The following is a 22,304-nucleotide window of genomic DNA, read 5'->3' as shown; positions in this document are numbered from 1 at the left end:
TGAAGGGGGGTCTGATGACCAAAGTAAACGATTGTATATTAATGTAAGAAACGATCTCTTTCTACGGGGATGGTCGACTTTTAGTATTAACAGTGGGTGGGTCTATTCATCGCATAAAGAATCGGAAGGAGGTAAATGACGAAACGGAAAAATCGGATGCGGGGCCCAGCCTTGCCGCTAAAACGCAGGACGGAATTACGATCTCAACTCCTTCACAAAGAAATGAGGATGAGTCAATGAAGACAAATCAAGGACTAAAAGCGAAACTTTCACGGATACTCACTTTTGTACTTGGATGCTCGATCGTTTTAAGCGCGGGCCAGCCTGCCGTCTATGCCGATCAAAGCCCGAAAAGTTTGGGAACGGCGGACGTGCAGACGGGAACTGCTCCGGAGGCTATTCCCGTTGCGGAAGAAACGTACGGCGGAACGGCTGGACGCCCGTCTCCCCTAATCGCGCCGTCCGGCAGCGGCGAAAATTTTGCCTTGAAGAAATCCGTTAAAGTTTCGGGCAACGAGGTGGATTACGGTCTGTTTCCCGAGATGGCTGTCGATGGGGACAAAGGGACCCGCTGGTCGTCCGCCAAAACGGATGATGCGTGGTTCGAGGTGGATCTCGGCGCCAAAAAGGACATAGGCCAAGTGGTGATCCACTGGCAGACGCCCGCCAAATCATACCGTGTACTTACTTCCGTATACGGGGACGTGTGGGAGAATATTAAGGAGAACGACGCTTTGATCCAATGTGAAGGGGGCAGGGAGGTGCTGAATTTTCCTTCCCGTGAAGCGAGATACGTCAAGTTCCAGGGAGTGGAGCGGGCGCCGGCAAGCGACGGTATCCTGTACGGGTATTCTTTTTACGAATTCGAAGTGTACCAAGAGGACCCTATCGCTAAAATCATCAGCGGCATTCACAAACTTGACCCGGTCGTCAAGGGACAGACCTCACTTACGCTGCCGCCCATGCCGCCCGGCTATAAAATATCCGTCTACGGCAGTGACGCCCTGCCGGTGATCGACAAAGAAGGCCGCATTCACCCGCCGCTAACGGACCGCACCGTCCAGCTCCTTCTGCAGGTGGAAAGCGAAGCCGATCCCGGCCGGAAAGCTGTGACCGGCAACATCGGCGTGTACGTTCCCGGGCTGTACACCCAGACGCCGGATCGCAATCCCGAACCGAAGGTCATTCCTTCGCTGCGCGAATGGGCCGGTGGAACAGGCCGCTTCGCCTTGACGGCCTCTTCCAGGATCGTGATCAGCGACCCCGCTCTGTTGAAGACGGCCGAGACAGTCCGGGCGGACCTGAAAGAGATAACCGGATTGAATCCGAAAATCATTCAAGACAAAAAAGCATCCGCCGGGGACCTGGTCATGATGCTGGACCCAGCCTTGAAGCATCTCGGCGCGGGCGGCTATTTGCTGGATGTGAGAGAGTCCGTTACGATTACAGCTCCGGAAACGAAAGGTATTTTCTGGGGAACCCGATCGGTATTGCAGATTCTGAAAGGAGATCCCGAGCACCGGCATGTTCCGGCCGGAACGGCGCGCGATTACCCCAAGTACGAAACGAGGGGGCTGATGATCGATGTCGCCCGGAAGTTTTACACGATTGATTTTCTGCGGGATTACGTGAAATTGCTGGCCTGGTACAAAATGACGGATCTGCAGATTCATCTGAACGACGATGTCGGCGTTCCGTTCAAGAACGGACAGAGGGCCGCCTTCCGTCTGGAGAGCGAGCGTTATCCCGGACTGGCGAGCTCCGACGGCCATTACACGAAGGAGGAATTCCGCGATCTGCAACGTCTTGGAAGCGATTACAGAATCAACATTATTCCTGAAATCGACACGCCGGGGCATTCGCGGATATTCACGACCTACGATCCTTCGCTGGGGACGGACCATACGCTTGACATTTCGAAGCCCGCAACCGTGGATTTTGTCAAAAGTCTTTTCGACGAATACATCGACGGCTACAACAACGGGGAACCGACTTTTCTCGGGCCGGATGTTCATATCGGAACGGACGAATACGGGGGGCCTTCCAAAGAAGTTTTCCGCGGCTATATGGATACGCTAATCAAGCACATCAACAGCAAGGGCAAGCATCCGTATCTTTGGGGCGGCCTGAATGAATACGCCGGAACGACTCCCATCAGCAACGAGGCCACAATGGGCATTTGGTATGAGCCGTACGGAGGTCCGAAGCAGGCGATGGATTTGGGCTATGACATCGTCAATTTCGATACCAATTATATGTATCTCGTTCCGCGGCTGTACCGGGATTATTTAAATACCCCGTTTCTTTACCGGCAGTGGGAGCCTGTGAAATGGCCGGGCGTTACGCTGCCCTACGGGCTTCCGCGGCTCAAAGGCGGCATGTTCGCCATCTGGAACGATATTTCGTACGAAACCGGTATTTCGATGGACGATTCTCATATCCGTATGCTGCCGGCAATGCAGGTTCTTTCGGAGAAAATGTGGCAGGGAGCGAGGGAAGGCAATGATTATGACGCTTTTATGGCGACGGCGGCGGAAATCGGCGAAGCACCCGGCGTAAACCGCCTTCACCGGGTCCGCACAGACCGGCCGGACGGCCTGGTGATCGGGTATCCGTTCGACGGAAGTACACAGGACACTTCCGGCAGCAAGCTTCACGGAAAAGGCGAAAATATTGCTTTTACAGAAGGTAAATACGGGAAAGCGGTCCAATTCCGGGGCGGTAAAAGCTACGTCAAAACCCCGATCGACACGATGGGCTTCGGCTGGACGGTATCCATGTGGATCAAGCCCGAGCGGGATAACCCGGACGATGCCGTACTGATGGAGTCGTCTGTGGGGAAAATCAAGCTGAAACAAGGAAAAACGGGCAAATTGGGCTTCTCCAAAGAGGATTACGACAGTGTTTTTAACTATGAGGTACCGGCTGACAAATGGACGCATCTTTACTTGACGGGGAATGCGGAGGGTGTTTCTCTTTATGTGAACGGCAATGAATACGCCGAAAAACTCGCTTTGCCGGTCAGACGCATTCAGACGCTGATGCTGCCGGTTCAGAAAATCGGAAGCGGGACGAACGCTTTTAAAGGTGCGATCGACAATGTGAACATTTACAACGAATTTCTGCCTCTGCTGGATGTCAACAATCTGGCTCTTCATCAAAAAGCGGAGTCTTCTCCCCTCGAAGCTCCCGAGCATACGCCGGGCAATTCGATTGACGGCAATTTGTTCACCCGGTGGTCGAGCGCGTACGATGACGCTTCATGGATGATCGTCGATCTCGGCAAATCTCAAACGATCAACAAAGTCCAGATCGGATGGGAGACGGCAGCGGAGAAATTTAAGCTTCTCGTATCCGAAGACAAGCAGACATGGACCAATGTCAAAGGGAGTGACGAGACACTGACTTCCGCGGGCAAGCTGGACATTATCGACTTTCAGCCTGTAAAGGCGAGGTACGTCAAATTTCAGGGAGTCGAGAGAAAGCCGGTTGACGGGACCAAGTACGGGTACTCGATCTATGAGTTCGAAGTATCCGGCGATGATAAAATGGTGCCCTACCAGGCATTGATCGCCGAATCCGTCAAGCTGCTGTCTACGGGAAAAGGCAGCCCGGATATACGCCGGCAGGTAGAGAATCTGCTGCTGCAGTATCCCGTCCGCTTCGAGACGGTTATCGACACGCTCCGCGATTTAAACGCCCGCTTAAAAAAGTCTATTCATCAACCCGGATCGGACTCGGGCTCCGGAGACGGAGGCAGCGGGCCAGTTACAGGCGGCTCAAGCGGCGCAGGAGGTTCGCAGCCTGAGGGCGAGACCGGAAACCTTACGATTAAGCCCGGCGAAGGGGGGAGAACCGCTCTCGGAAACGAAATCGGAGTCGAGATACCTGCCGGAGCCTCAAAGGAAACCGTCACGTTCGGCATCCGCAAAATAGCGGATCCTTCCGGATTTACTGGCGGGGAAAGGGAGAGAGTCAGCCCAGTCTTTGAAGTGACGCGCAGCCCCGGCAGTACTCTGGATAAGCCGATTAAGCTGACGCTGGTTTACGATGCGGGGAAGGCAGGCGTGAATCGTCAAGCGGCCGTCTTCACTTATGATCCCGTCCGGAAGCAGTGGATGCGGCTCGGAGGCGAAGCCGCGGACGGCAAAATCAGCGTGGAGGCGGCCGATACGGGGATATTCGCCGTCTTTGCCGGGATGGAGGAAGAGGCGAAGACCCCTCCGCTTTTCCGGGACACCGCCGGGCACTGGGCGGAGGAAGCGGTTGCGGCCGCGGCTGCGGACGGGATCGCCGGCGGATATCCCGACGGCACGTTCCGGCCGGATGCCCGGGTGACGCGGGCTGAATTCACCGTGCTGCTGGCAAGAGCGCTGCACCTTGAAGGCACCGCGTCCCTGCCCGGCTTTGCCGACGCGGCCGATATCGGCGCCTGGGCCGGGACGGCGACGGCTCAAGCCGTCGCAGCCGGCATCATCGACGGCTACGACGACGGCACGTTCCGACCCGGGGCGGAAATCACCCGCACGGAGATGGCGGTCATGACCGCCCGTGCGCTGAAGCTGCCCGCGGAACCGGAAGCGCGGACCGCTTTTGCCGACAACGGGGACATCCCGGCCTGGGCACGCGGATATGTCGGCGCAGCCGCCGGTCAGGGACTTGTCGCGGGACGCGAAGGCGGCATTTTCGCGCCGGCTGATCCGGCTTCGCGTGCGGAAGCCGTAACGCTGCTGCTTCGGGCCGCCGGCCGGAAATGAGCGGTCGACCTCCCCGGAAAGCAGGCATGCACGGCTACCCCGCGCGCTTGTGTGCTTCCCGGCTTCCGGAGCCTTTGAAAAAAGGGCGGAAGGTGGTATACTTTTGAGAAAAATCAAGCGGGGGTACATCGAATGTCAGCAGCAGGTATTGATAAAATCGCGTGGATTTATGTGGAGAACGGCCGCATTCTTAGCGCGCGCTCCAAAGGAAAAGATACGTATTACATTCCCGGTGGCAAACGGGATCCCGGCGAAACCGACACCGATACGCTTGTTCGTGAAGTGGAGGAAGAGGTTTCCGTCCGCATCAAGCCCGAAACCGTGTCGCATTTCGGGACGTTTGAAGCTCAGGCTCACGGAAAAGAGGAAGGAGTACTCGTGCGGATGGCTTGTTACCAAGCGGATTTCGAAGGCGATCTAAGCCCGGCTTCCGAAATCGAGGAGCTGGTCTGGTTAACTTACGGGGACCGGGACCATGTCTCTCCTGTCAGCCGGCTTATTTTCGACCGGCTTCATGAATTGAAGCTGCTTCTGTAGCCGGTAAAGTCGGCAGACCGCATCTGACACAGAAGAAATGTTAAATGATGAGTAACGGCTATACTTGAGACTCATTTGATCAATAAACGAGAAAAATTAGTGTCAATGTTGGAGACTGAATTTAAAACCAGTAGTAGCAAAAACCTTGCTACTGCTGGTTTTTTCATTACATGAAAAAGTTAAACTATTTCTTATAGGGTGATTTATCGGCGCGTTTCGATGCAAAAACAAACTCGAAGTAAATTCGCTGGGCCAGTAACACATACGCTATTGTGGGCAACCCGCTCAACAGTTGAAATCAAAGCAAAGGAAAAAATAGCCATAGTTAGCTATATTTCTATGAATCCAATTGATGTAATATTTAAACTGTCTTTCACAATTTTACCTTAAGTCAGGAAGGAGTGAGCCTCTTACAATTGCTTTTTTTAAAGACGCTAAGCGGATGATTAAAATGGGAGGGAGTGAATTTGTGAAAAGTAAATACGCTTTCTTGCTCTCGTTGCAATCGTTTGAGTATGAAATCAAGCAATTGAATGCGTTCTCAAGAGAGTATCCGGAATGCTTTGAACTTCTAAAGATCAAGCTTGATGATCTTTGCCAGTTTATGGTAAGTGACGAAAATGAAAAGCGTTGGCACGAATGGGGAAACCATGTTGAAGTGAAACAATACAGCGAGAAACTACGGGAGACATCGGTCAAGGCACTGTGTGACATGGAGAAATATCAATCGCAGCTGTTGATCAGCAAAGAGTTGGAAGCTACCTCTTACATCGAGCAGCTGTCCCATGCCGTTCAGGAGGAGCTTGATTTATTCGGGATCGGCCCGGCATCCAGAGTGCTTTTTATCGGTTCGGGAGCTTATCCTCTGTCGGCTTTAACGATAGCCAAGGAATCGAGAGCCAAGGTGCTGTGCCTGGATATTGACGAGGAAGCCGTCGAACTCGGTTTCCAGGTTGCCTCCGCTTCCGGACTGCAAGCCCTAGTGGATTTTGCGGGAGGCAGACTATCGGACCATCCCTTTATCCAAGAGGTTACCCATGTCTTTGTCGCTTCTCTCGTTGCGAATAAGCTGGAGGTCGTTGAAGAGGTGAGGCGCATGGCGAGGCCGGACACCAAAATTATTGTACGTTACGGCAACGGATTGAAGTCGCTTTTTAATTATCCTCTGCATGCGGACTTGTCTTACGAGTGGAATCTGACGCCCGTTGTCAGACACAACAGCCTATACGACACGGTTCTTATGGAATCCAAACTACTATCCCAAGAAAGGACGATTGCCTTTGATTAGTCCTGAGCAGGTTATTCCCCCGTTGGGAAATACATTGATCGTGGGAGCGGGGCCGGCAGGCATTCATCTCGCTGTGGATATAGGCCGGGGATGGTGCAGCCGGCTGGGCCTGGCGAATCGCAAGGGAGCGCATTCTACCCGTATCCTACGTGAGCTGGATCGGCAAGGCTATACCCTTTCTTCTGTCGTACAGATTCAATCAAAGAGTCATCTTACAGGTGAGGTCCGACTGGACTCTTACTACGATGGCTTCGATGGAATTGACGATAGGTGGCATACCGTGATTCTATGTACGCCATCCGACAGCTATTCAGATGTCATAGGCGCGTTAAGGCTGGAGAACCTCTCTCAGGTAAAGCGAATTGTGCTTCTTTCGCCGGGGATCGGATCGAATCTGCTGGTGCAAAGTCTGGTGAGACCCTCGGGCTCCGATATCGAGATCCTCTCTCTTTCCACCTATTATGGCGCCTCCAGGTTCGCATTTGAAGCAGGCCAGTCCACGGTGCTGAGATCGATCGTACGAGGGCTCAAGCGCAAAGTTACAGCCGGCAGCAGTAAGCCGGACAGTCAGACGATAGGCGATGTAAAACGGTTTATCGAGTCGCTCGGCATCCAATTCGAAAGCGCTTCCCATCCTGCAGCTGCCGAAAGTCGCAGTATTACGACTTATGTACATCCGGCCTTTTTCATCAATGACTTTTCAATGAGTGAAATATTTAGCCGTACCCCCTCCAGAAAATATATGTACAAGCTGTACCCGGAAGGACCCATTACCCCACAGGCGATCAAATCTATGCTGTTGCTATGGAAGGAAATAGGGGAGCTTGTCACCCGTTTGCACGCTGAACCGATCAATCTGCTTAAGTTCCTTAACGATGACAATTATCCTGTTCATGAGACTACACTCTCCCGGGAGGATATCGAAGGTTTTACCCAAGCGGATCCGGTAAAGCAGGAGTATCTCTTGTATATCCGATATGCTTCCATTCTGATCGACCCATTTGCTGAACCGGATGAACAGGGCAGATATCCGGATTTCTCGGCTTTTCCTTATAAACAAATTTCGAAAGACCCCGAAGGCAAATGGATCATCCCCAGAGTGCCGTACGAGGATTATAAGAAAATAAAGCTGGTGGAGCGTTTAGGGAAAAAGTTAAATCTCTCTATGCCGCAAACGTCCGCCTTCATCACCAAGTTTGAGAGCAAGCTGTCTTCTCTTGTAGAAGAAGAGGGCATGGAGCACTTCCAGCCCGATCTTTTCACGGATACGACAGAAAGTGAGGCAGACCTTATTCTAAGCGAACTGGAGCTCTCTTGGGCTGCACAAGTCACAAGGCATGCCGATCTTGGAATTAAAGTGGAATAGGATTTTTTATAAATCCGATTCATGATAGGGAGGAGTAAGGGAAGGATGCATGATTTATTCAAACGAAAAGGGGGAAGCCGGCCCGGGTTGAGAACGACTTCAGCCATGATCGCGCTGTGTGCGGTACTCTTGTTAACCGGCTGTAATCAAGCCGCTCCGCAGCGGGAAGGACAACCGTCTGAGACAGGCGATACAGCGCAGCGGGAAGCCGCCAAGAAATTAACCGTCGTCCACAGTGTCCCGAGCGATACGTTGGACCCGCATAACAACTGGGTTCCCCTCAGAGCGGGTGTCTCGGAAACGCTGGTACGTCTGGACGAAAAGATGCAGGTGGTGCCTTGGCTCGCCGCAAAGTGGGAGACAAAGGACTTCCGGATATGGTCGTTTACCCTGCGTGACGGGATCTTCTTTCAGGACGGCACTAAGCTGGATGCCGCCGCCGCAAAAGCGTCATTCGAGCGGGGAATCGCGGACAGCGCGGCCCTGTCCGCTTCTTTGAAGTTAGAGTCCATTGAAGCAAACGGACAAGAGCTGATTTTTAAAACCAAGGAACCGTTCCCTGCATTTCCGGCTGAGCTGGTTCATCCGACAGCAAGCGTCATAAGTACAGCGGCCGAGAAATCTGTGGGAAAGGAAGCATTCAATAAATCACCGGTGGGTACGGGGCCATTCAAAGTAGCCTCCTTTATTCCGGGGAAAGAGGTTACCTTGGTGCGTAACGCCGAATACTGGGACGGTAAGGCCAAGCTCAGCGAAGTCAAGTATCAATTTAATTCCGATGCTAACGTACGGACGCTGGCTTTACAGTCCAAGCAGGCGGGTATTGTGTATCATTTGGCTCCCGAAGCGCTGGCGGCGATCCAGCAAGACGGACAGCTTTCGATACAATCGGTTACCAGTCTCCGTACGCATTATTTTACGTATAACCCGAAGAGCGCCACGGTTCAAGACATTCGGGTAAGAGAAGCGATAGATAAACTCATCGACCGGGATGCTATCGTCAAAGACGTGATGTTGGGTCATGCGCTTCCTGCGAACGGACCGTTTAACAGCACACTGCCATTCGGCAGGAAAGGCAGCTATCAGAAGCTCGACCCGCAAGGGGCACTGCAACTGTTGGAAAGTGCAGGATACAAGAAAAACGCGAATGGCAAGCTGGAGAAGGACGGCAAACCGCTTACTCTCAAGCTGATTGCCTTCAGCGGAATTAACCCTGAGCTCCCGCTGATTCCACAGTTGCTCCAATCGGAGGCGGCCAAAGCGGGAATCGAGCTAAAGATCGATTCGGTAGAATTTCCGGATGTCTATATAAAGGATCACAACAATTGGGACCTTTCGACATCAAGTTACCTAACCTCGCCACGCGGCGATGGGAGCTCGTTCCTGAATTCGGCCTATGTGCCGGGTGAATCCTTTAACCCCGCCGGGGTTAACGTCGAGAAGCTTACTCCTGTGCTGAAGACACTGAACGAAACGGGGGAAGTGGACAAGCGCAATATGCTCACACAGCAGGCCGTTGAAGCCATTGCGGAAGCTATCCCTCATTCCTATATTATTTATCCGAATATACTGGTAGGGATAAACAAAGGAATCAGCGGGTGGAAACCCGGAGCGGAAGAGTTCTACATTGTCACGAATAAGCTGGATGTGAACTAGATGATCAAGCTTGCGGCAAGGCGGATGGCGTATTTCGCCTGTGTTCTCTTCTTTTTGAGTATCGTTACCTTTGTCCTGATGAAACTGGCACCCGGCGATCCGGTGCGGGCTGTGCTGAAAGCGGACGAAGGGGCGGTATCCGCAGTGGATGTGGCGGCCGTACAAGAGAAACTTGGTCTGAATATGCCCGTTTACGAGCAGTATGCAAGGTGGCTTGCCGGTGTACTAAGGCTGGATCTCGGACAATCTTATACGACAGGCCGGGATGTGTTCGATATTCTCCTAGAACGTCTGCCGGCTACGTTTTTCCTGATGGCGGGAGCCATGCTTGTCGTTCTGCTGACCGCAGTTCCACTCGGCGTACTGGGGGCTAAGTATCAAGGCCGCTGGCCGGACCATATCAGCCGCGTGATCGCATTGCTGGGCATCTCCATGCCGACCTTCTGGCTCGGACTGCTGCTTATCTATCTATTCTCCTACCAATTGAACTGGCTGCCGGTCATGGGCGGAGGAGATCTTCTGCATCTGGTCCTGCCATCGCTTACGCTGGGTTTTGTAATGGCGCCGGAGTATATCCGGCTGCTGCGATCAGGGCTGCTGGACACCCTTTCGCAGCCCTATATCCGGGCGGCACGGGGGAGGGGAATCCCGGAATGGAGGATTATGGTCAACCATGCGCTTAGAGCCGCTTTGCTTCCGGTGATCTCGCTCTTCGGGCTGAGCGTCGGCAGCCTGCTGGCCGGTTCTGTCGTCACAGAATCTCTCTTTGGCTGGCCGGGTCTCGGCAGCCTTGCGATGGAAGCCTTTACTCAGCGTAATTATCCGATCATTCAAGGGTATGTTCTGTTTTCAGGTCTGTGCATTGGTCTTGCCAATCTGCTGTCGGATATCAGCTTGGGGTATATGGATCCCAGGATTCGTTATTCGAAGGGGAGAGAAGCATGAACGGTCGCATTGTGGATAACACCGCATTCGCTCCTAACACTACATGGAACAGGCTGCGTCATAACCGAATGGCCTGCGTCGGGATGCTGATGATCGCCATGTTTCTCCTGACGGCCTTGTTCGGGGGATGGCTTGCCCCCCATGATCCGCTGCTGATCAGCATGTCGGAGCGGCTGAAGTCCTCTAGCCTGCAGTACCCACTCGGTACAGACCATCTAGGCCGGTGCATTCTGTCCAGACTTCTGGCGGGCACATCGGTCACGCTGGGCCTCTCATTTCTCGTCGTGACGGTGGTTATGCTGATCGGCATTCCGATTGGCATTCTTTCCGGCTATAGGGGCGGCCGCACGGACGCTTATTTCATGAGACTGGCCGACGCTGCGGCTGCTCTTCCCGAATTTCTGCTTGCCGTTACGGTTACGGGTTTCTTGGGGCCGGGTTTGATGAAGGTTATGCTTGCCATCTCCTGCGTCAAGTGGATCGGCTACGCACGGGTGGTACGCGGAACCGTAATGTCCGAGAAGAATCAAGATTATATCTCGGCTTCAATCGTCGCCGGAAGTACCGCTTGGGCGGTGACTCGGCGTCATCTCATCCGGCATATCGCCTCCCAGCTGGCCGTACTGGCTGCCCTGGATGTGGGAAGGACAATCCTTCTTATTTCGGCATTATCTTATCTCGGGTTGGGCGTACAACCTCCCGCTCCCGAGTGGGGGGCTATGCTGAGCGAAGGCCGGCCCTATTTCCAGGCGGCGCCGCAGTTAATGATCTATCCGGGGGTCACTATTCTGGCTGTTGTAATCGCATTGAATCTGCTAAGCGAGGGTTTGAGGGATGCGCTTGATGTTCAGAGCGACCGTCACAGCCACCGTAAGAGGAGGTATTCGTGATGCGTACGGAGCATGAAGAAAGGTCCCCGGGAGCTATCGGCGCTTCATTGTCTGCAATTGAACTTGAGCAGGTAACCCCATCATCCGATGAGCCGGTACTGGTTATAAAGGAGTTATGTATCTGCAGGAGTGGAAGCGATCGGTCTCTGCCCATTATCCAAGATATATCCTTTTCCATCCGCAAAGGGGAGACGCTGGCCATCGTCGGGGAGAGCGGGAGCGGCAAAAGTGTGACCGCGTCGGCCATTACGGGTCTGTTGCCTTCATCGCTCCAGGTAGCTCTGGGAACAATCACCTTTCAAGGAGATGACCTTCTGACACTTCGGGGCAGGAAAAGAAAAGGGCTGCTTGGCCCCAGGATCGGCTGGGTGAGTCAGGACTATCAAAGCAGCTTTACTCCATTGATTAAAATCGGCACTCAGCTGACCGAAATGATCCGTGTCCATCAAAGGATGCCGTCGCAAGACGCGGAGACTCTGGCGCTGAGCTGGCTGGAGAGGGTAATGCTGCCCGCGAAGCGTGTGTTCGACAGCTATCCGTTCCAGCTCAGCGGCGGCCAGCTGCAGCGGGCCGCGCTCGCCGCGGCATTTATGCTGCAACCCGCCTTGTTAATCGCGGATGAGCCGACTACAGCGTTGGACGCGCTTTCGGCTGACCGGGTCCTTGGTCTGCTGGATGAACTTCGCGCCCAAACGGAATGCGCGGTGCTGTTTATCTCCCACGATCTTCGCCATGTTCACCGTACTGCCGACCGGGTGGCTGTTATGCGGGAGGGGCGATTGTTGGAAATGGGGGGAACGGCTGAAATCTGCAGGCTGCCTGGGCATCACTATACGCAGCAATTGTGGGATGCTTGTCCACGGATCATACCTCATGGCAGGTTAACGAGCACGGAGAACAATCATGGCTTATGTGAGAATCAGACGGCTCCCGTTCAACCTTTAATGACAGCCGTTGGACTTGTAAAAAGCTACGACGCCAAGACCGAGCAGAAAGCAGCTGTCCGGCAAATTTCTTTTGAAATTTATGGAGGGGAATGTCTAGGGCTGGTCGGGGAGAGCGGTAGCGGTAAGAGCACGGTCGCCAAGCTGCTGTTAGCGCTGGAGCGGCCGGATGCGGGAAACGTGATTTTTGACGGAGTATCCTTGAATGCTCTTACAGGGCGCGCGCTGCGGTTGGTACGTAAAAATATACAGGCCGTCTTTCAAAATCCCGCTTCATCTTTGAACAGCCGGCTGCCCATTTGGCGTTCTATTGTGGAGCCGCTCGATAATTTTCAAAAGAATGATCTTTCGGAATTTGCAGGGAGGGGGCAGTCACGAAGAGACACGGCCGCAAAGCTGCTGGAGATGGTCGGTCTAGAGCGTACGCTTGGAGACCGGTACCCCCATGAGCTCAGCGGGGGGCAGCGCCAGCGGGTGGCCATCGCCCGAGCTATCCTGCTTAGACCCAGGCTTCTCATCTGTGATGAGCCCACTTCCAGTCTGGATGTTACCGTACAATCGCAAATTTTGACTTTGCTGAAGCAGTTAAGACAGGAGCTCGGCATGTCCTGCTTGTTCATCTCTCACGATATTGCTGTTATTCAGCGCATGTGCAGCCGTATCCTGGTAATGAAGGAAGGCCGAATTATTGACCGTTTCCCTGTCGACCAGCTTTGCAGTGAAGAACGTCATCCTTACACGCGCCAGCTGGTTTCGGCGTTTATGCGCGAATAGGATGCAGTCTGAGGTGAATATGAAAAACGGAATCCTGCTTTCTCTTCTGTCTTCCCTCGTGTTCAGTGTGATGAACGCGCTGGTGAAAGGCATCAGCAGTACCATCCCCGCCGCCGAAATTGCGTTTTTCCGCGGACTTATAGGAACCCTCCTCATCTTGATCTTGATGCGCTGCAGTGGAGTAGCCTTCTCAAGGAAGGGCATTCCGATGCTCGCGGTAAGAGGGCTGAGCGGCGGCCTGTATATGCTTGCCTTTTTTTACACGTTATCCAACATACCGCTCACGGACGCGAGTCTCTTGGCACAGCTGGCGCCTATCTTCGTAGCATTGCTATCCGTACTCTTTCTGAAAGAGAAGCTGAGTCGCAGGGGAGCGGTGGTATTTCCTGTTATTTTCGCGGGGGCGCTTCTGCTGATGAAACCGCATGAATATTCTAGTTACTCGGTCTATGCGCTCGTCGGATTACTCAGCGCTTTTTTCTCCGCGGCAGCGAGCATATCGATACGATATCTGAGCAGGACGCATCCAACTTATGAGATTGTGTTTTATTTTGTGGCGACCTCTACGCTGGTTGCCGTTCCCTTCATGTGGGACTCGTTTGTTATACCGGATGCCCGGGAGGCTGTCATGCTGCTGATTATCGGGCTTGTCTCGCTGCTGGGTCAGTTGTTCCTGACGAAGGCCTTTACCCATGAGAATGCGGTAATTGTTCAGGTAGTCAGCTATTTCGGGTTATTTCTGAACGTCTTATTCGGGTATCTGTTCTGGAATGAGGTTCCTGACCTGCTGACTGTCGCAGGCGGTGTATTGATTGTAGCCGGCTGCATGGTATTGTTCGGAGGGAATCGCCAAGGTAGTCCTAAGACAAAGCTTAGAATGTAGAAAGTGTCCGTTGAAACAAGGAGGAAAAGCGAATGAATCAGGATGTTTTGTACGATGTTTGGTGGAAGCATCATGAAGAGGGTGACCAGGGGATGGAAAACGATCATATTCCCCACTGGAAACGGGTGCTCAGCTTTATCCCGGAAGAGGACCTCTCGCAGTGCAGCGTACTGGATTTTGGCTGCAATCAGGGGGGGTTCCTCCGGCTGCTCTACGAGCAGAGACCCTTCAAGGAAGGCATCGGCACCGACCTGGCGCGTCAATCGGTCGAGGTGGCCAATAGCCGTAAAGGTGATTTGCCGATTCAATATGTGGCCACTGCGGAGCCGGAACAATTCGAGGGACGATTTGATCTGGCTTTCAGTTTAGCGGTGCTGTATCTGATTCCCGATCTCGGAGAACATGCGAGGAAGATGAAGAGGGCGCTAAAGCCGGGAGGGGTTTATTATGCTACCTTCGCCGATTACAGCGAAAATCCAAGTCTGCCCTATATCCAAGAGCGGATTAACAGCAACGCCTCCATCCCCATGCAGGAGCATACCCTCGACCACATAGCAGAAGTGTTCTTTCAAGAGGGTTTCCGTGTTGGCATCCGGCGCATGACCCCGACATGGTATCTCGATTTGTCTCCGGGCAAAAGGTGGTACCAACGTGTGGCCGACCATCTTCAATATGCTTACGAGCAGGCGTATGTACTGCGATTCGAGGCGCCTGACGGTCCCAAAAGCACATAATTAAAGTAATTTAGAAACAAACAATAAGGAGGAGGACCGCGATCGATGGTTCCCTCCATGCGTTTATGGTAAGCAGGTCATAAAAAGCAGATTTTATCGGGAAGTGACTCCAAAAAGTAGGTCAGTTAGGTGCTAAAAGGCATGAGTTGGGTACTTTGCCGACTCACGCCTTTTAGCTTTGCTTTAATACGTTTGTTTATAGAGAAGGCTTCTATATCTTATTATTAAATCGGAATCCGACCGGCATTATCCGTTTTTTGTAAATTGCAAGAGGAAAGTTATATACTGTATAAAAGAGAGCGTTCGGGAACGTAAGCCGATTCGGTTCGCGGTACTTCTTCTCCCGTAACATTCCGCAGCAGGTTTGCCGTTCCGCCGCTTACGAGCGAGCTTCATGCTCTCGTTTAAACCCTGCTCGCACTGTCGTCCGCCGTGTCGTTCAATGCCCGGCGGCAGGCCAGTGCGAGGGATGGACGAGCGCTGCCGGAATCCTCGTGCGCGCATCGCCTCTCGCCGCATTGAGCTGGGCCTGCGTGAGGAATAAGCTCCCGCGGAGATCGGCTCCGCCGAGATTGGCGTCCCGGAAATCCGCGCCGATCAGGTCAGCCCCTCTCAGATCGGCGTTCCGGAGATCGGCGGCGATGAGGTACGCCCCCCGCAAGTTGGCGCCGCTCAGATCGGCTCCCTTCAGGTTCGCGCCCATGAGGTCGGCGCCCCGGCCGACTTTGCGGCGCGGTGTACCGCCTTTCCGCCGGCTCGCGGCGTCGGCACGGACGAGTTCGCTCGTCCGCAAAAGCAGCTCGTTGACCTTCCCTCTGTGTGCGGAGACGTCAAGCTCCAGAAGAGCTACCGGTGCGAGGAAAGTGAGGCGTTCCGTCTCGTCCAGCGCGGTGCGCAGCTCAGTGTGTATAGAGCGGGCGGGCTGGAGAGTCAGCGCTTCGGACAAGTACCACAGAAGCTCGTGAAGCTGCCGCATGACCGGGAACACCTCGTACATCTGCTTCGCGGACCCGGGGACCTGACGCCAGTCTTGTCCGGCATAGGTCACCTGCGAAACCTTCTGTCCGGCGCCGAAGCAATCAAAGACCGTGCAGCCTTTAAAGCCCTGCTGGCGCAGGCTGGTGTGAATGCCGCAGCGGAAATCCTGCTGCAGATTGGGACAGGGCTGGCCGGCGTCCTTGTCTTTCGCAAAGTCGGCAGATGCCGCGTAGGGAAGCGCCACGCAGCACAGGCCGAAACATTTCTCGCAGTCGGACAGGAGCCCCTGCGGGCTTTTATAGGAACCCGTTTCCGGATTTTCGTGAGGTTGAGACATTGTAGTTACTCCCTTCGTTTAACCATGCGTGTATAGCAGCCAACCTCCATTTTAAAGGCAGATCCGCCCGGAGCGAAAGGATTTTTTTCTTATAAACCAAAAAAGCGGTTGTTTCTGACAGACGCCGGGCTGCCGCTTAAGGAGGATAGCAAGTGTGATTCTAAATTTGCTGGAGCATGAGATATAACTCCTTTGCCTGAGAATAAGAGGTCCTCCGGTACCGGGCTCATTTGAATAGAATTCGTAAACCAATGAGTTCACAGGAGGTATTCGATGACAATGGATAAACTTTTTCTGGATTTCGTAACCGGCGCTAATCAAGATTTCACCGGGTGGGATTTCACATCAATGACCGGAACGGGACGTATAGACAGCGGGCTGCTTTCCTGGTCTTACGGGAGCATGGCTATTCCGCTTGTGCGGAACGCCGTTACGATGCTGGATATGGGAACGGGCGGGGGAGAAATCCTGTCAATGCTGGGACCGCTGCCCGATCAGGTATATGCGACGGAAAGCTACGCACCCAATGTGCCCGTAGCCAGGCAAAGACTGGAGCCGCTCGGGGTAAAAGTGATTGGGATCGGGCAGGATTCCAAGCTGCCCTTTGCAGACAAGCACTTCGATCTGATTCTGAACAAACACGAAATCTACTGCCCGGCAGAAATGAGGAGAATCGTCAGGGATGACGGTATTTTTCTGACCCAGCAGTCGGGCGGGCTGGACTGCCGTGAGCTGAATGAATATTTCGGCGTTCCGCTGAACGAAGAATTCAGCGGCTGGAATTTGGATAGGGCAGTGGAAGGTTTAAGGGCAAACGGCTTTGACATCGTAACGGGCAAAGAAGAATTCATTCCGCAAAGATTTTACGATATCGGCAGCTTGATTTATTATTTGAATGCCACACCTTGGCAGGTTCCCGGATTTGAGCAGAACCTCTATCTGGAGAAGTTGTACGAAATTCACCGGATTATCGGAGAAAAGGGTTATTTTGAAACGACACAGCACCGTTTCATTATAAAAGCCCGGCTTGCATAAACAACAGGGGGCCTTCCTGAATGGAAGGCTCTCCCGATTTCTTAAACCCTTGTAGCAGGCAGGAGGAAAGCCATGCCTTTTACGTTCGCGCATCCCGTCGCGGTTATGCCGTGGTGGAACAAAACGACACTTCCGGTATCCGCTCTGATTATCGGGTGCATGTCTCCGGATTTCGAATATTTTGTCCGGTTCCGGGCCGCCGGTGTTTGGAGTCACCATGGAGCGGGGATCATTTTTTTTAATCTTCCGATGATCCTCGTGCTGTTTCTGCTCTTCGAAACCGTTGTCCGGCCGGCGCTTTACGATTATTTGCCCCGCCGGTTTCCTTACCGCTGGAGAAGGGAAGGCGGAATTCCCGCTACTTTTAAAGGCTGGCTTACCGTCGCGGTTCTGGGCCTGGCAGGCACCGGCACCCACCTGCTCTGGGACCAATTCACGCACAAAGGCGCCTGGCTGGTCAACCATATCTCTTTCCTCAGCGGAACGATAACGGCGGGAAGCTTGGAAGTTCCCGTATACAAAGCGGCGCAGCACGGAAGCACGCTGATCGGGTTGATAGGGACGGCCTGGTGGATACATCGGCATTTACGCGTACCGGTGGAGGAGAGATCGCGGGTTTCCGGCAAACCTTTCTGGTTTACCGTTCTGGCCCTGTTTATCTTGATTTTTGCGATCGCGGCTGTTTTCGTAGTGGACGGCAAAGGACTTGAACTTCTTTTGCAGCTTGTCGTTCCGGCGATTAGCTCCCTTATGCTTGCCGTTCTACTGGCTTGCCTGTTTTTTAGCAAAAGCGTAAGCAGAAACGGCTTAAGTTGAACCGGTTTCAACGAATAGCCCGCCGTCAGGCGGCTTTAAAAAGGAGGCGAAGAGAAGCAAATAGAAGCAAAAAATGAGGTGAAAAAGTAAGGGGGAATCCCGCTCTTTTCAGCCTGAAGACAAAGTTCCTTTCGGAATTTACACAAGATCATTAATTCGAACGTTCGGGATGCCGTACACGTCATCGTCGGTTTGCTACACCATGAAATGACTAACGATTCAAAATCCTTAACCATCATCTTCCATAATCGTGCCCGTTTGAGGAACATCTTTATTGCTGCTGTTCATTTTGATCAATCGGTTTCGAAATGTTTATGAGCACAATGCCTAGTGCAACTAAAAGCAACGATATGATTTTGATGACAGATATGTTTTCATTAAAAAATGCTATGCCTATAACAGCCTGCACACCTGCTCCAGTCCCACCCCATACGGCATAGGCAATCGATAAAGGAACAACCTTCATAGAAAAAGATAAGAGTAAAAAAGCGACAAAATAAAAAGACAACGCGCCTGTTGTTGACCATACATTAGAAAATCCGTCAGACAAATTTAAAAACGTCCCGCCCGTTATTCCACATGCAATAGCAATTGTTAAATAAAGAGTGTGCTTCTCTAACATTGTACCCATCCCTTCATACAAAATTTAGCAGAAATACTCCCAAGAGTAGAGCGAATAATCCAGTTATGGATTTCATGGTTATTTTTTCTTTCAAAAAAAGAATTCCGATGAAAACGGTAAAAGCCGTTCCTATACCTGACCAAGTTGCAAAAACAATCCCCATGGGAAGACTTTTTAAAGACAATGCTAAAAAATAAAAGGTCGTACCGTAACCAATTAAAGTAAATAAAGCTGGCCAGAATCTTTGAAATCCTTGCGACAATTTTAACTGAACAGAAGAAAAAACCTCTAACAAAATAGCAATAAACAAATATAAATAAGCCAAAGAATAATACTCCCTTCATAAATTAGATATAACGATCATTCTATTTTTGTCTAAAAAATAAAAGATCTTCTCTTTTATTTTATTATTGTTTTTAACAATCTCCTCGCCTCTTTTATCGCTTTTTCATGCCCAATTATTTCAGCCATGGAAGTAGATCCTTCAATAATGGTTTGGATACGAAGATATAAATCTGGCGAACGGTTATTTTGGGATAGCACATCTCTTAAATAGTCCATAAAAGCCTGTTTATGATCTATGGTAAGTTTTTCTATCGCTTCGCTTCTTCCTCGATATTCTTCCAACGCTCGTAAAAAAATACAACCGATTTCCCCTTTTTCGGTCAGCCATTTAGCGTGACCATTCATCACATCGTCTATATCCCACTTTTCAGGATCTCTATTTTGTGGCCTTACAAGATTCCAATAATAAAGTTCTCTCTTTTTTAATACTTCCACAACCAAATCTTCTTTAGAGGAGAAATGATTATAAAAAGTCATTAAAGCTACATCAGCCTCTGCTATGATTCTTTTCAGCCCAATGGAGTGAAAACCATATTCATAAAACAAAGTTTCTGCTGTATTTAATATAGCTTCTCTTTTCTTTGATGCCATGATGTGCACTCCTTTTTATAATGATCGTTATATATATAATAACACTTGAAATCATTTAGTAAAGTCGACCAGTCCTCTTAGTTCAACAATCTGGCACGATTGTTGAATAAAAAAGACATCCAACTTATCCCTTAATGTAAAGTTTCGATGCAAACGATGCTCGTTTTGCTTGCATGAACCTCAAAAAGTTAGCCGCCCGGCTCTGAAGGTTGGGTGGTGTAGGTCTACCTCCACTATAATTCTTCTTTTGTTAGCTGAAAAAATGAACAAACTTGGTTCGGATGGAAACAAGGGAGTTTGTCTGCAATGAGAAAAGAGCGGGGGGATCCCGCTCTTTTCTCATTCGCACGCTATGTTCAAAAGTTAGGCGCTAACCGGACCAGTTTATCGGGTGTCCCGTCTCCGTTCTTGTCCCCGTTATTGCTGGTTACGAAATAAAGCGAGCCGTCGGGAGCTTCGACAATGTCGCGGATGCGGCCGTATTTATTCACGTACAAATAATTCAGATTCCCGCTGTCGATGGCGGGCTTGCCGTTCTGTTCCTTGACGGTCATGCGGATAATCTGTTTGCCCTTCAAATTGGTGACAAGCAGATTCCCCGCCCACGGCCCTTTGGTCACAAACGTGATGCCGGAAGGCGCCCAAGTTGTACCGCTGGCGTAAAGGAGAGGAGGCGTAATGCCCGGTTGATTCTGATTTCCGCCTTCGTACTGCGGCCAACCGTAATGAGCTCCCGGTTGAATGAAGTTAATCTCGTCTTTGGAGGCTTCTCCATGCTCGGATTCGAAAAGGCGGTTCGTTCCGGGCTGCCAGGCCAATCCTTGCGGATTCCGGTGCCCCCGGCTGTAAATCGGCGAAGAAGCGCCGAACGGATTATCGGACGGGATCGTGCCGTCCAGATTCAGCCGGAATATTTTCCCTCCGAGATAGGTTAGCGTGTCGTCCTTGTTGCCGTAGTTGCCGTCACTGAAATAGAGCTTCTTGTCCGGGCCGATTTTGAGACGGCCGCCGTTGTGATACACCGCCCCGGGAAGGTTCGTGATCAGGACCTTGTCGATTTTGGCGGTATTGTTGCTTTCGATCAACCGGACCACCCGGTTGGCTACTTTGTTATCGGAGGTCTTGTAGGAATGGTAAATGTACATATAATGATTGTCGGCGAAGTCCGGATCTAGCGCGAGTCCCAGCAGACCGCCCTCGCTCTTGGGCATGTAGTAAAAAGGCGCTCCCAGCGTAATGACCGGCGTGGATTTCAACTGACCGTTCACGATGACACGTACTCTTCCGCTGTTGCGTTCGGTGAAAAAAATCCGGCCGTCCGGCGCGAAGTCGACCGCCCACGGCGTTTCCAGATTGGAAGCGACGACCTCAGGCGTGTACGGTTCCGAAGAGGCCGGGTTCGTTTTAACCGACAGCGCTTTGCTGGCGGGGGATACGTTCCCGGCCAGATCCCGGGCTTTCACCGTGAAGCTGTAGGAGGTATTGGCGGCAAGCCCCGTCACGTTGAATGAGGTCTTATCGGTGCTGCCGGCCAATTTCCCGTTCGTGAAAATATCATAGCCGTACACGCCTACGTTATCCGTCGCTGCCGTCCAGGTTAACTGGACGGACGTGGACGTTTTGCTTGAACTCGCAAGTCCGGCGGGAGCGGCCGGGCTCTCCGTATCGGACCCGCTGGTTGTCTTCACCGTCAGAGGAGCGCTGGCTGCGGAGCTGTTACCGGCCGCGTCTCTGGCCTTAACCGTAAACCGGTAAGAGGTGGCAGGTTTTAAGCCCGTAAAGGTATAAGAAGTACCGGTAACGTTCGCCTGGGTCAAAACATCGTCCTTGTACAAATCGTAGCCGGTGACACCGACATCGTCCAGCGATGGAGTCCAGGCGATTTCAGCGGACGTATCGGTTACGGATTTGGCCTGAACGTTCGTCGGTTCGGTCGGCGGAAACACATCGCCCGCCGCGTTTACCGTCACATTAGTAAAAGTGGCGGTGCTCAGCTTGGACGTGCTGTGGCTGGTGACGGCAAGGCCGACAAACACGGAGGCGTTCATCTTTAAAGTCAGCGTCCCCAGGTCGCCCCAGTTCAGCCCGTTGTTGGACACGTATCCCCGGATGACGTTTCCTTTGCGCTCCAGTTTAACCCAGGCGGGGCTGGTCGAAGCGATTTTCTCGCTCTCGGAGGTGCCGCCGGTTTCCGTTCTATACTGGAACGTGAATCCGTTGGAAGGCGTCAGAAGCAGATCGGCATGTTTGGAATCCGGCTTCAGCGTTTCCCGGATCGTAATGCCCGCTTTGGCGAAATCGTGGGTATTCGTCTGCGAGGAAACGAGAGCTACAATCGAGCCGTCTCCCGTCCAGGGCTGATAGACGAAATTGAACTGGTCCGATTTGCCCCATATGTCCGTGCCGGAGCCGCTAACTTCAAAACGGCCCGCACCCGGGTCATAGGAGGCGCTGCCCGCCAGAGCGGGCGAACCGATGTTTTGCTGCTTCCAGGGAGCCGGCACACTTTCGGCCTTGGCCGATCCCGGTACGGGTATTAAAACAAATAGAAGACAAAAGCAAAGACTTAAAGCAACCTGTTTGCAATGCGTAATCATTCCCACACGTCCTTTTGGTTTGGAATGGCACTAAGGGTTTGCTTAAAGACGAAGGCGATCCTCCTTTCAAAAGTTAAAGCGCTTATACTTTCGTAATTCATTCTACCATAAATCCCAGTAAAAGGTATATATACGAAATGTAAACGCTTATCATTTTTGCGGTACAGGGTAAACGTGTTACACGTAAATAACGTGCCGGTACATCCTAG

Annotated in this window: 17 protein-coding genes; 12 read left to right on the top strand and 5 right to left on the bottom strand. The window is 52.2% G+C overall.

The window, feature by feature from the left end:
* The first annotated feature begins 236 nt into the window (after positions 1 to 236).
* The 10 genes from AC58P5_RS03390 (at position 237) to AC58P5_RS03345 (ending at position 14,774) form a co-directional block, all read left to right on the top strand.
* The gene (locus AC58P5_RS03390; protein WP_497384567.1) at positions 237 to 4,757 is read left to right on the top strand and encodes a galactose-binding domain-containing protein; all 4,521 of its coding nucleotides are present in this window, start codon (positions 237 to 239) and stop codon (positions 4,755 to 4,757) included.
* 132 nt (positions 4,758 to 4,889) lie between these two features.
* Entirely contained in the window at positions 4,890 to 5,294 is a 405-nt protein-coding gene (locus AC58P5_RS03385) for an NUDIX hydrolase (RefSeq protein WP_497384566.1), read from the top strand.
* Positions 5,295 to 5,763: 469 nt separating this feature from the next.
* The gene (locus AC58P5_RS03380; RefSeq protein WP_497384565.1) at positions 5,764 to 6,582 is read left to right on the top strand and encodes a nicotianamine synthase family protein; all 819 of its coding nucleotides are present in this window, start codon (positions 5,764 to 5,766) and stop codon (positions 6,580 to 6,582) included.
* Positions 6,575 to 7,948: an opine metallophore biosynthesis dehydrogenase gene (locus AC58P5_RS03375; protein ID WP_497384563.1), complete on the top strand. Its 1,374-nt coding sequence runs from the start codon at positions 6,575 to 6,577 to the stop codon at positions 7,946 to 7,948. The genes AC58P5_RS03380 and AC58P5_RS03375 overlap by 8 nt, the downstream gene beginning before the upstream one ends.
* Positions 7,949 to 8,035: 87 nt before the next feature.
* Positions 8,036 to 9,604, top strand: coding sequence for a nickel ABC transporter substrate-binding protein (nikA, locus tag AC58P5_RS03370; RefSeq protein ID WP_497384561.1), 1,569 nt, complete (start codon positions 8,036 to 8,038; stop codon positions 9,602 to 9,604).
* Entirely contained in the window at positions 9,605 to 10,549 is a 945-nt protein-coding gene (gene nikB / locus AC58P5_RS03365) for a nickel ABC transporter permease (RefSeq protein WP_497384560.1), read from the top strand.
* Positions 10,546 to 11,439, top strand: a complete 894-nt coding sequence (nikC, locus tag AC58P5_RS03360; RefSeq protein ID WP_497384559.1) for a nickel transporter permease — start codon at positions 10,546 to 10,548, stop codon at positions 11,437 to 11,439. The genes nikB and nikC overlap by 4 nt, the downstream gene beginning before the upstream one ends.
* Entirely contained in the window at positions 11,439 to 13,157 is a 1,719-nt protein-coding gene (gene nikE / locus AC58P5_RS03355; protein ID WP_497384557.1) for a nickel ABC transporter ATP-binding protein NikE, read from the top strand. Before nikC ends, nikE begins: the two co-directional genes overlap by 1 nt.
* Before the next feature lie 19 nt (positions 13,158 to 13,176).
* Complete coding sequence (locus AC58P5_RS03350) at positions 13,177 to 14,040, top strand: DMT family transporter (RefSeq protein ID WP_497386020.1); 864 nt, start codon at positions 13,177 to 13,179, stop codon at positions 14,038 to 14,040.
* Positions 14,041 to 14,072: 32 nt separating this feature from the next.
* Complete coding sequence (locus AC58P5_RS03345; RefSeq protein ID WP_497384556.1) at positions 14,073 to 14,774, top strand: class I SAM-dependent methyltransferase; 702 nt, start codon at positions 14,073 to 14,075, stop codon at positions 14,772 to 14,774.
* A gap of 439 nt (positions 14,775 to 15,213) precedes the next feature.
* On the opposite strand, the gene AC58P5_RS03340 is transcribed toward AC58P5_RS03345, so the two are convergent.
* On the bottom strand, positions 15,214 to 16,089 hold the full coding sequence (locus tag AC58P5_RS03340) for a pentapeptide repeat-containing protein (RefSeq protein ID WP_497384555.1): 876 nt from the start codon (positions 16,087 to 16,089) through the stop codon (positions 15,214 to 15,216).
* 273 nt (positions 16,090 to 16,362) lie between these two features.
* Here AC58P5_RS03340 and AC58P5_RS03335 point away from each other — a divergent pair, with 273 nt between their 5' ends.
* Entirely contained in the window at positions 16,363 to 17,124 is a 762-nt protein-coding gene (locus AC58P5_RS03335; protein WP_497384554.1) for a class I SAM-dependent methyltransferase, read from the top strand.
* 72 nt (positions 17,125 to 17,196) lie between these two features.
* Positions 17,197 to 17,940: a DUF4184 family protein gene (locus tag AC58P5_RS03330; protein ID WP_497384553.1), complete on the top strand. Its 744-nt coding sequence runs from the start codon at positions 17,197 to 17,199 to the stop codon at positions 17,938 to 17,940.
* 271 nt (positions 17,941 to 18,211) lie between these two features.
* Here the strand turns inward: AC58P5_RS03330 and AC58P5_RS03325 are convergent, their stop codons facing one another.
* From AC58P5_RS03325 to AC58P5_RS03310, 4 genes are all read right to left on the bottom strand, one after another.
* The gene (locus tag AC58P5_RS03325) at positions 18,212 to 18,562 is read right to left on the bottom strand and encodes a DMT family transporter (protein WP_497384552.1); all 351 of its coding nucleotides are present in this window, start codon (positions 18,560 to 18,562) and stop codon (positions 18,212 to 18,214) included.
* A 13-nt stretch (positions 18,563 to 18,575) separates the two neighbouring features.
* Positions 18,576 to 18,887, bottom strand: a complete 312-nt coding sequence (locus AC58P5_RS03320; protein WP_497384551.1) for a DMT family transporter — start codon at positions 18,885 to 18,887, stop codon at positions 18,576 to 18,578.
* A gap of 74 nt (positions 18,888 to 18,961) precedes the next feature.
* Positions 18,962 to 19,498 (bottom strand): TetR/AcrR family transcriptional regulator, encoded by a 537-nt coding sequence (locus AC58P5_RS03315; RefSeq protein ID WP_497384549.1) that lies wholly within the window; start codon positions 19,496 to 19,498, stop codon positions 18,962 to 18,964.
* 356 nt (positions 19,499 to 19,854) lie between these two features.
* Positions 19,855 to 22,095: a PQQ-dependent sugar dehydrogenase gene (locus AC58P5_RS03310; RefSeq protein WP_497384548.1), complete on the bottom strand. Its 2,241-nt coding sequence runs from the start codon at positions 22,093 to 22,095 to the stop codon at positions 19,855 to 19,857.
* Between the last annotated feature and the right edge of the window lie 209 nt (positions 22,096 to 22,304).

The sequence above is a fragment of the Paenibacillus sp. JT31N7 genome (assembly GCF_059692095.1).
This window is presented reverse-complemented; position numbering and strand designations above follow the sequence as displayed.

Excerpts from the sequence above, each read along its gene's own strand:
- nikC (WP_497384559.1), top strand. The coding sequence starts at position 10,546 with ATGAACGGTCGCATTGTGGATAACACCGCATTCGCTCCTAACACTACA.
- AC58P5_RS03330 (WP_497384553.1), top strand. The coding sequence starts at position 17,197 with ATGCCTTTTACGTTCGCGCATCCCGTCGCGGTTATGCCGTGGTGGAAC.
- AC58P5_RS03385 (WP_497384566.1), top strand. The coding sequence starts at position 4,890 with ATGTCAGCAGCAGGTATTGATAAAATCGCGTGGATTTATGTGGAGAAC.
- AC58P5_RS03310 (WP_497384548.1), bottom strand. The coding sequence starts at position 22,095 with ATGATTACGCATTGCAAACAGGTTGCTTTAAGTCTTTGCTTTTGTCTT.
- AC58P5_RS03345 (WP_497384556.1), top strand. The coding sequence starts at position 14,073 with ATGAATCAGGATGTTTTGTACGATGTTTGGTGGAAGCATCATGAAGAG.
- AC58P5_RS03325 (WP_497384552.1), bottom strand. The coding sequence starts at position 18,562 with ATGTTAGAGAAGCACACTCTTTATTTAACAATTGCTATTGCATGTGGA.
- AC58P5_RS03335 (WP_497384554.1), top strand. The coding sequence starts at position 16,363 with ATGACAATGGATAAACTTTTTCTGGATTTCGTAACCGGCGCTAATCAA.
- AC58P5_RS03315 (WP_497384549.1), bottom strand. The coding sequence starts at position 19,498 with ATGGCATCAAAGAAAAGAGAAGCTATATTAAATACAGCAGAAACTTTG.
- nikB (WP_497384560.1), top strand. The coding sequence starts at position 9,605 with ATGATCAAGCTTGCGGCAAGGCGGATGGCGTATTTCGCCTGTGTTCTC.
- nikE (WP_497384557.1), top strand. The coding sequence starts at position 11,439 with ATGCGTACGGAGCATGAAGAAAGGTCCCCGGGAGCTATCGGCGCTTCA.
- AC58P5_RS03350 (WP_497386020.1), top strand. The coding sequence starts at position 13,177 with ATGAAAAACGGAATCCTGCTTTCTCTTCTGTCTTCCCTCGTGTTCAGT.
- AC58P5_RS03390 (WP_497384567.1), top strand. The coding sequence starts at position 237 with ATGAAGACAAATCAAGGACTAAAAGCGAAACTTTCACGGATACTCACT.
- AC58P5_RS03340 (WP_497384555.1), bottom strand. The coding sequence starts at position 16,089 with ATGTCTCAACCTCACGAAAATCCGGAAACGGGTTCCTATAAAAGCCCG.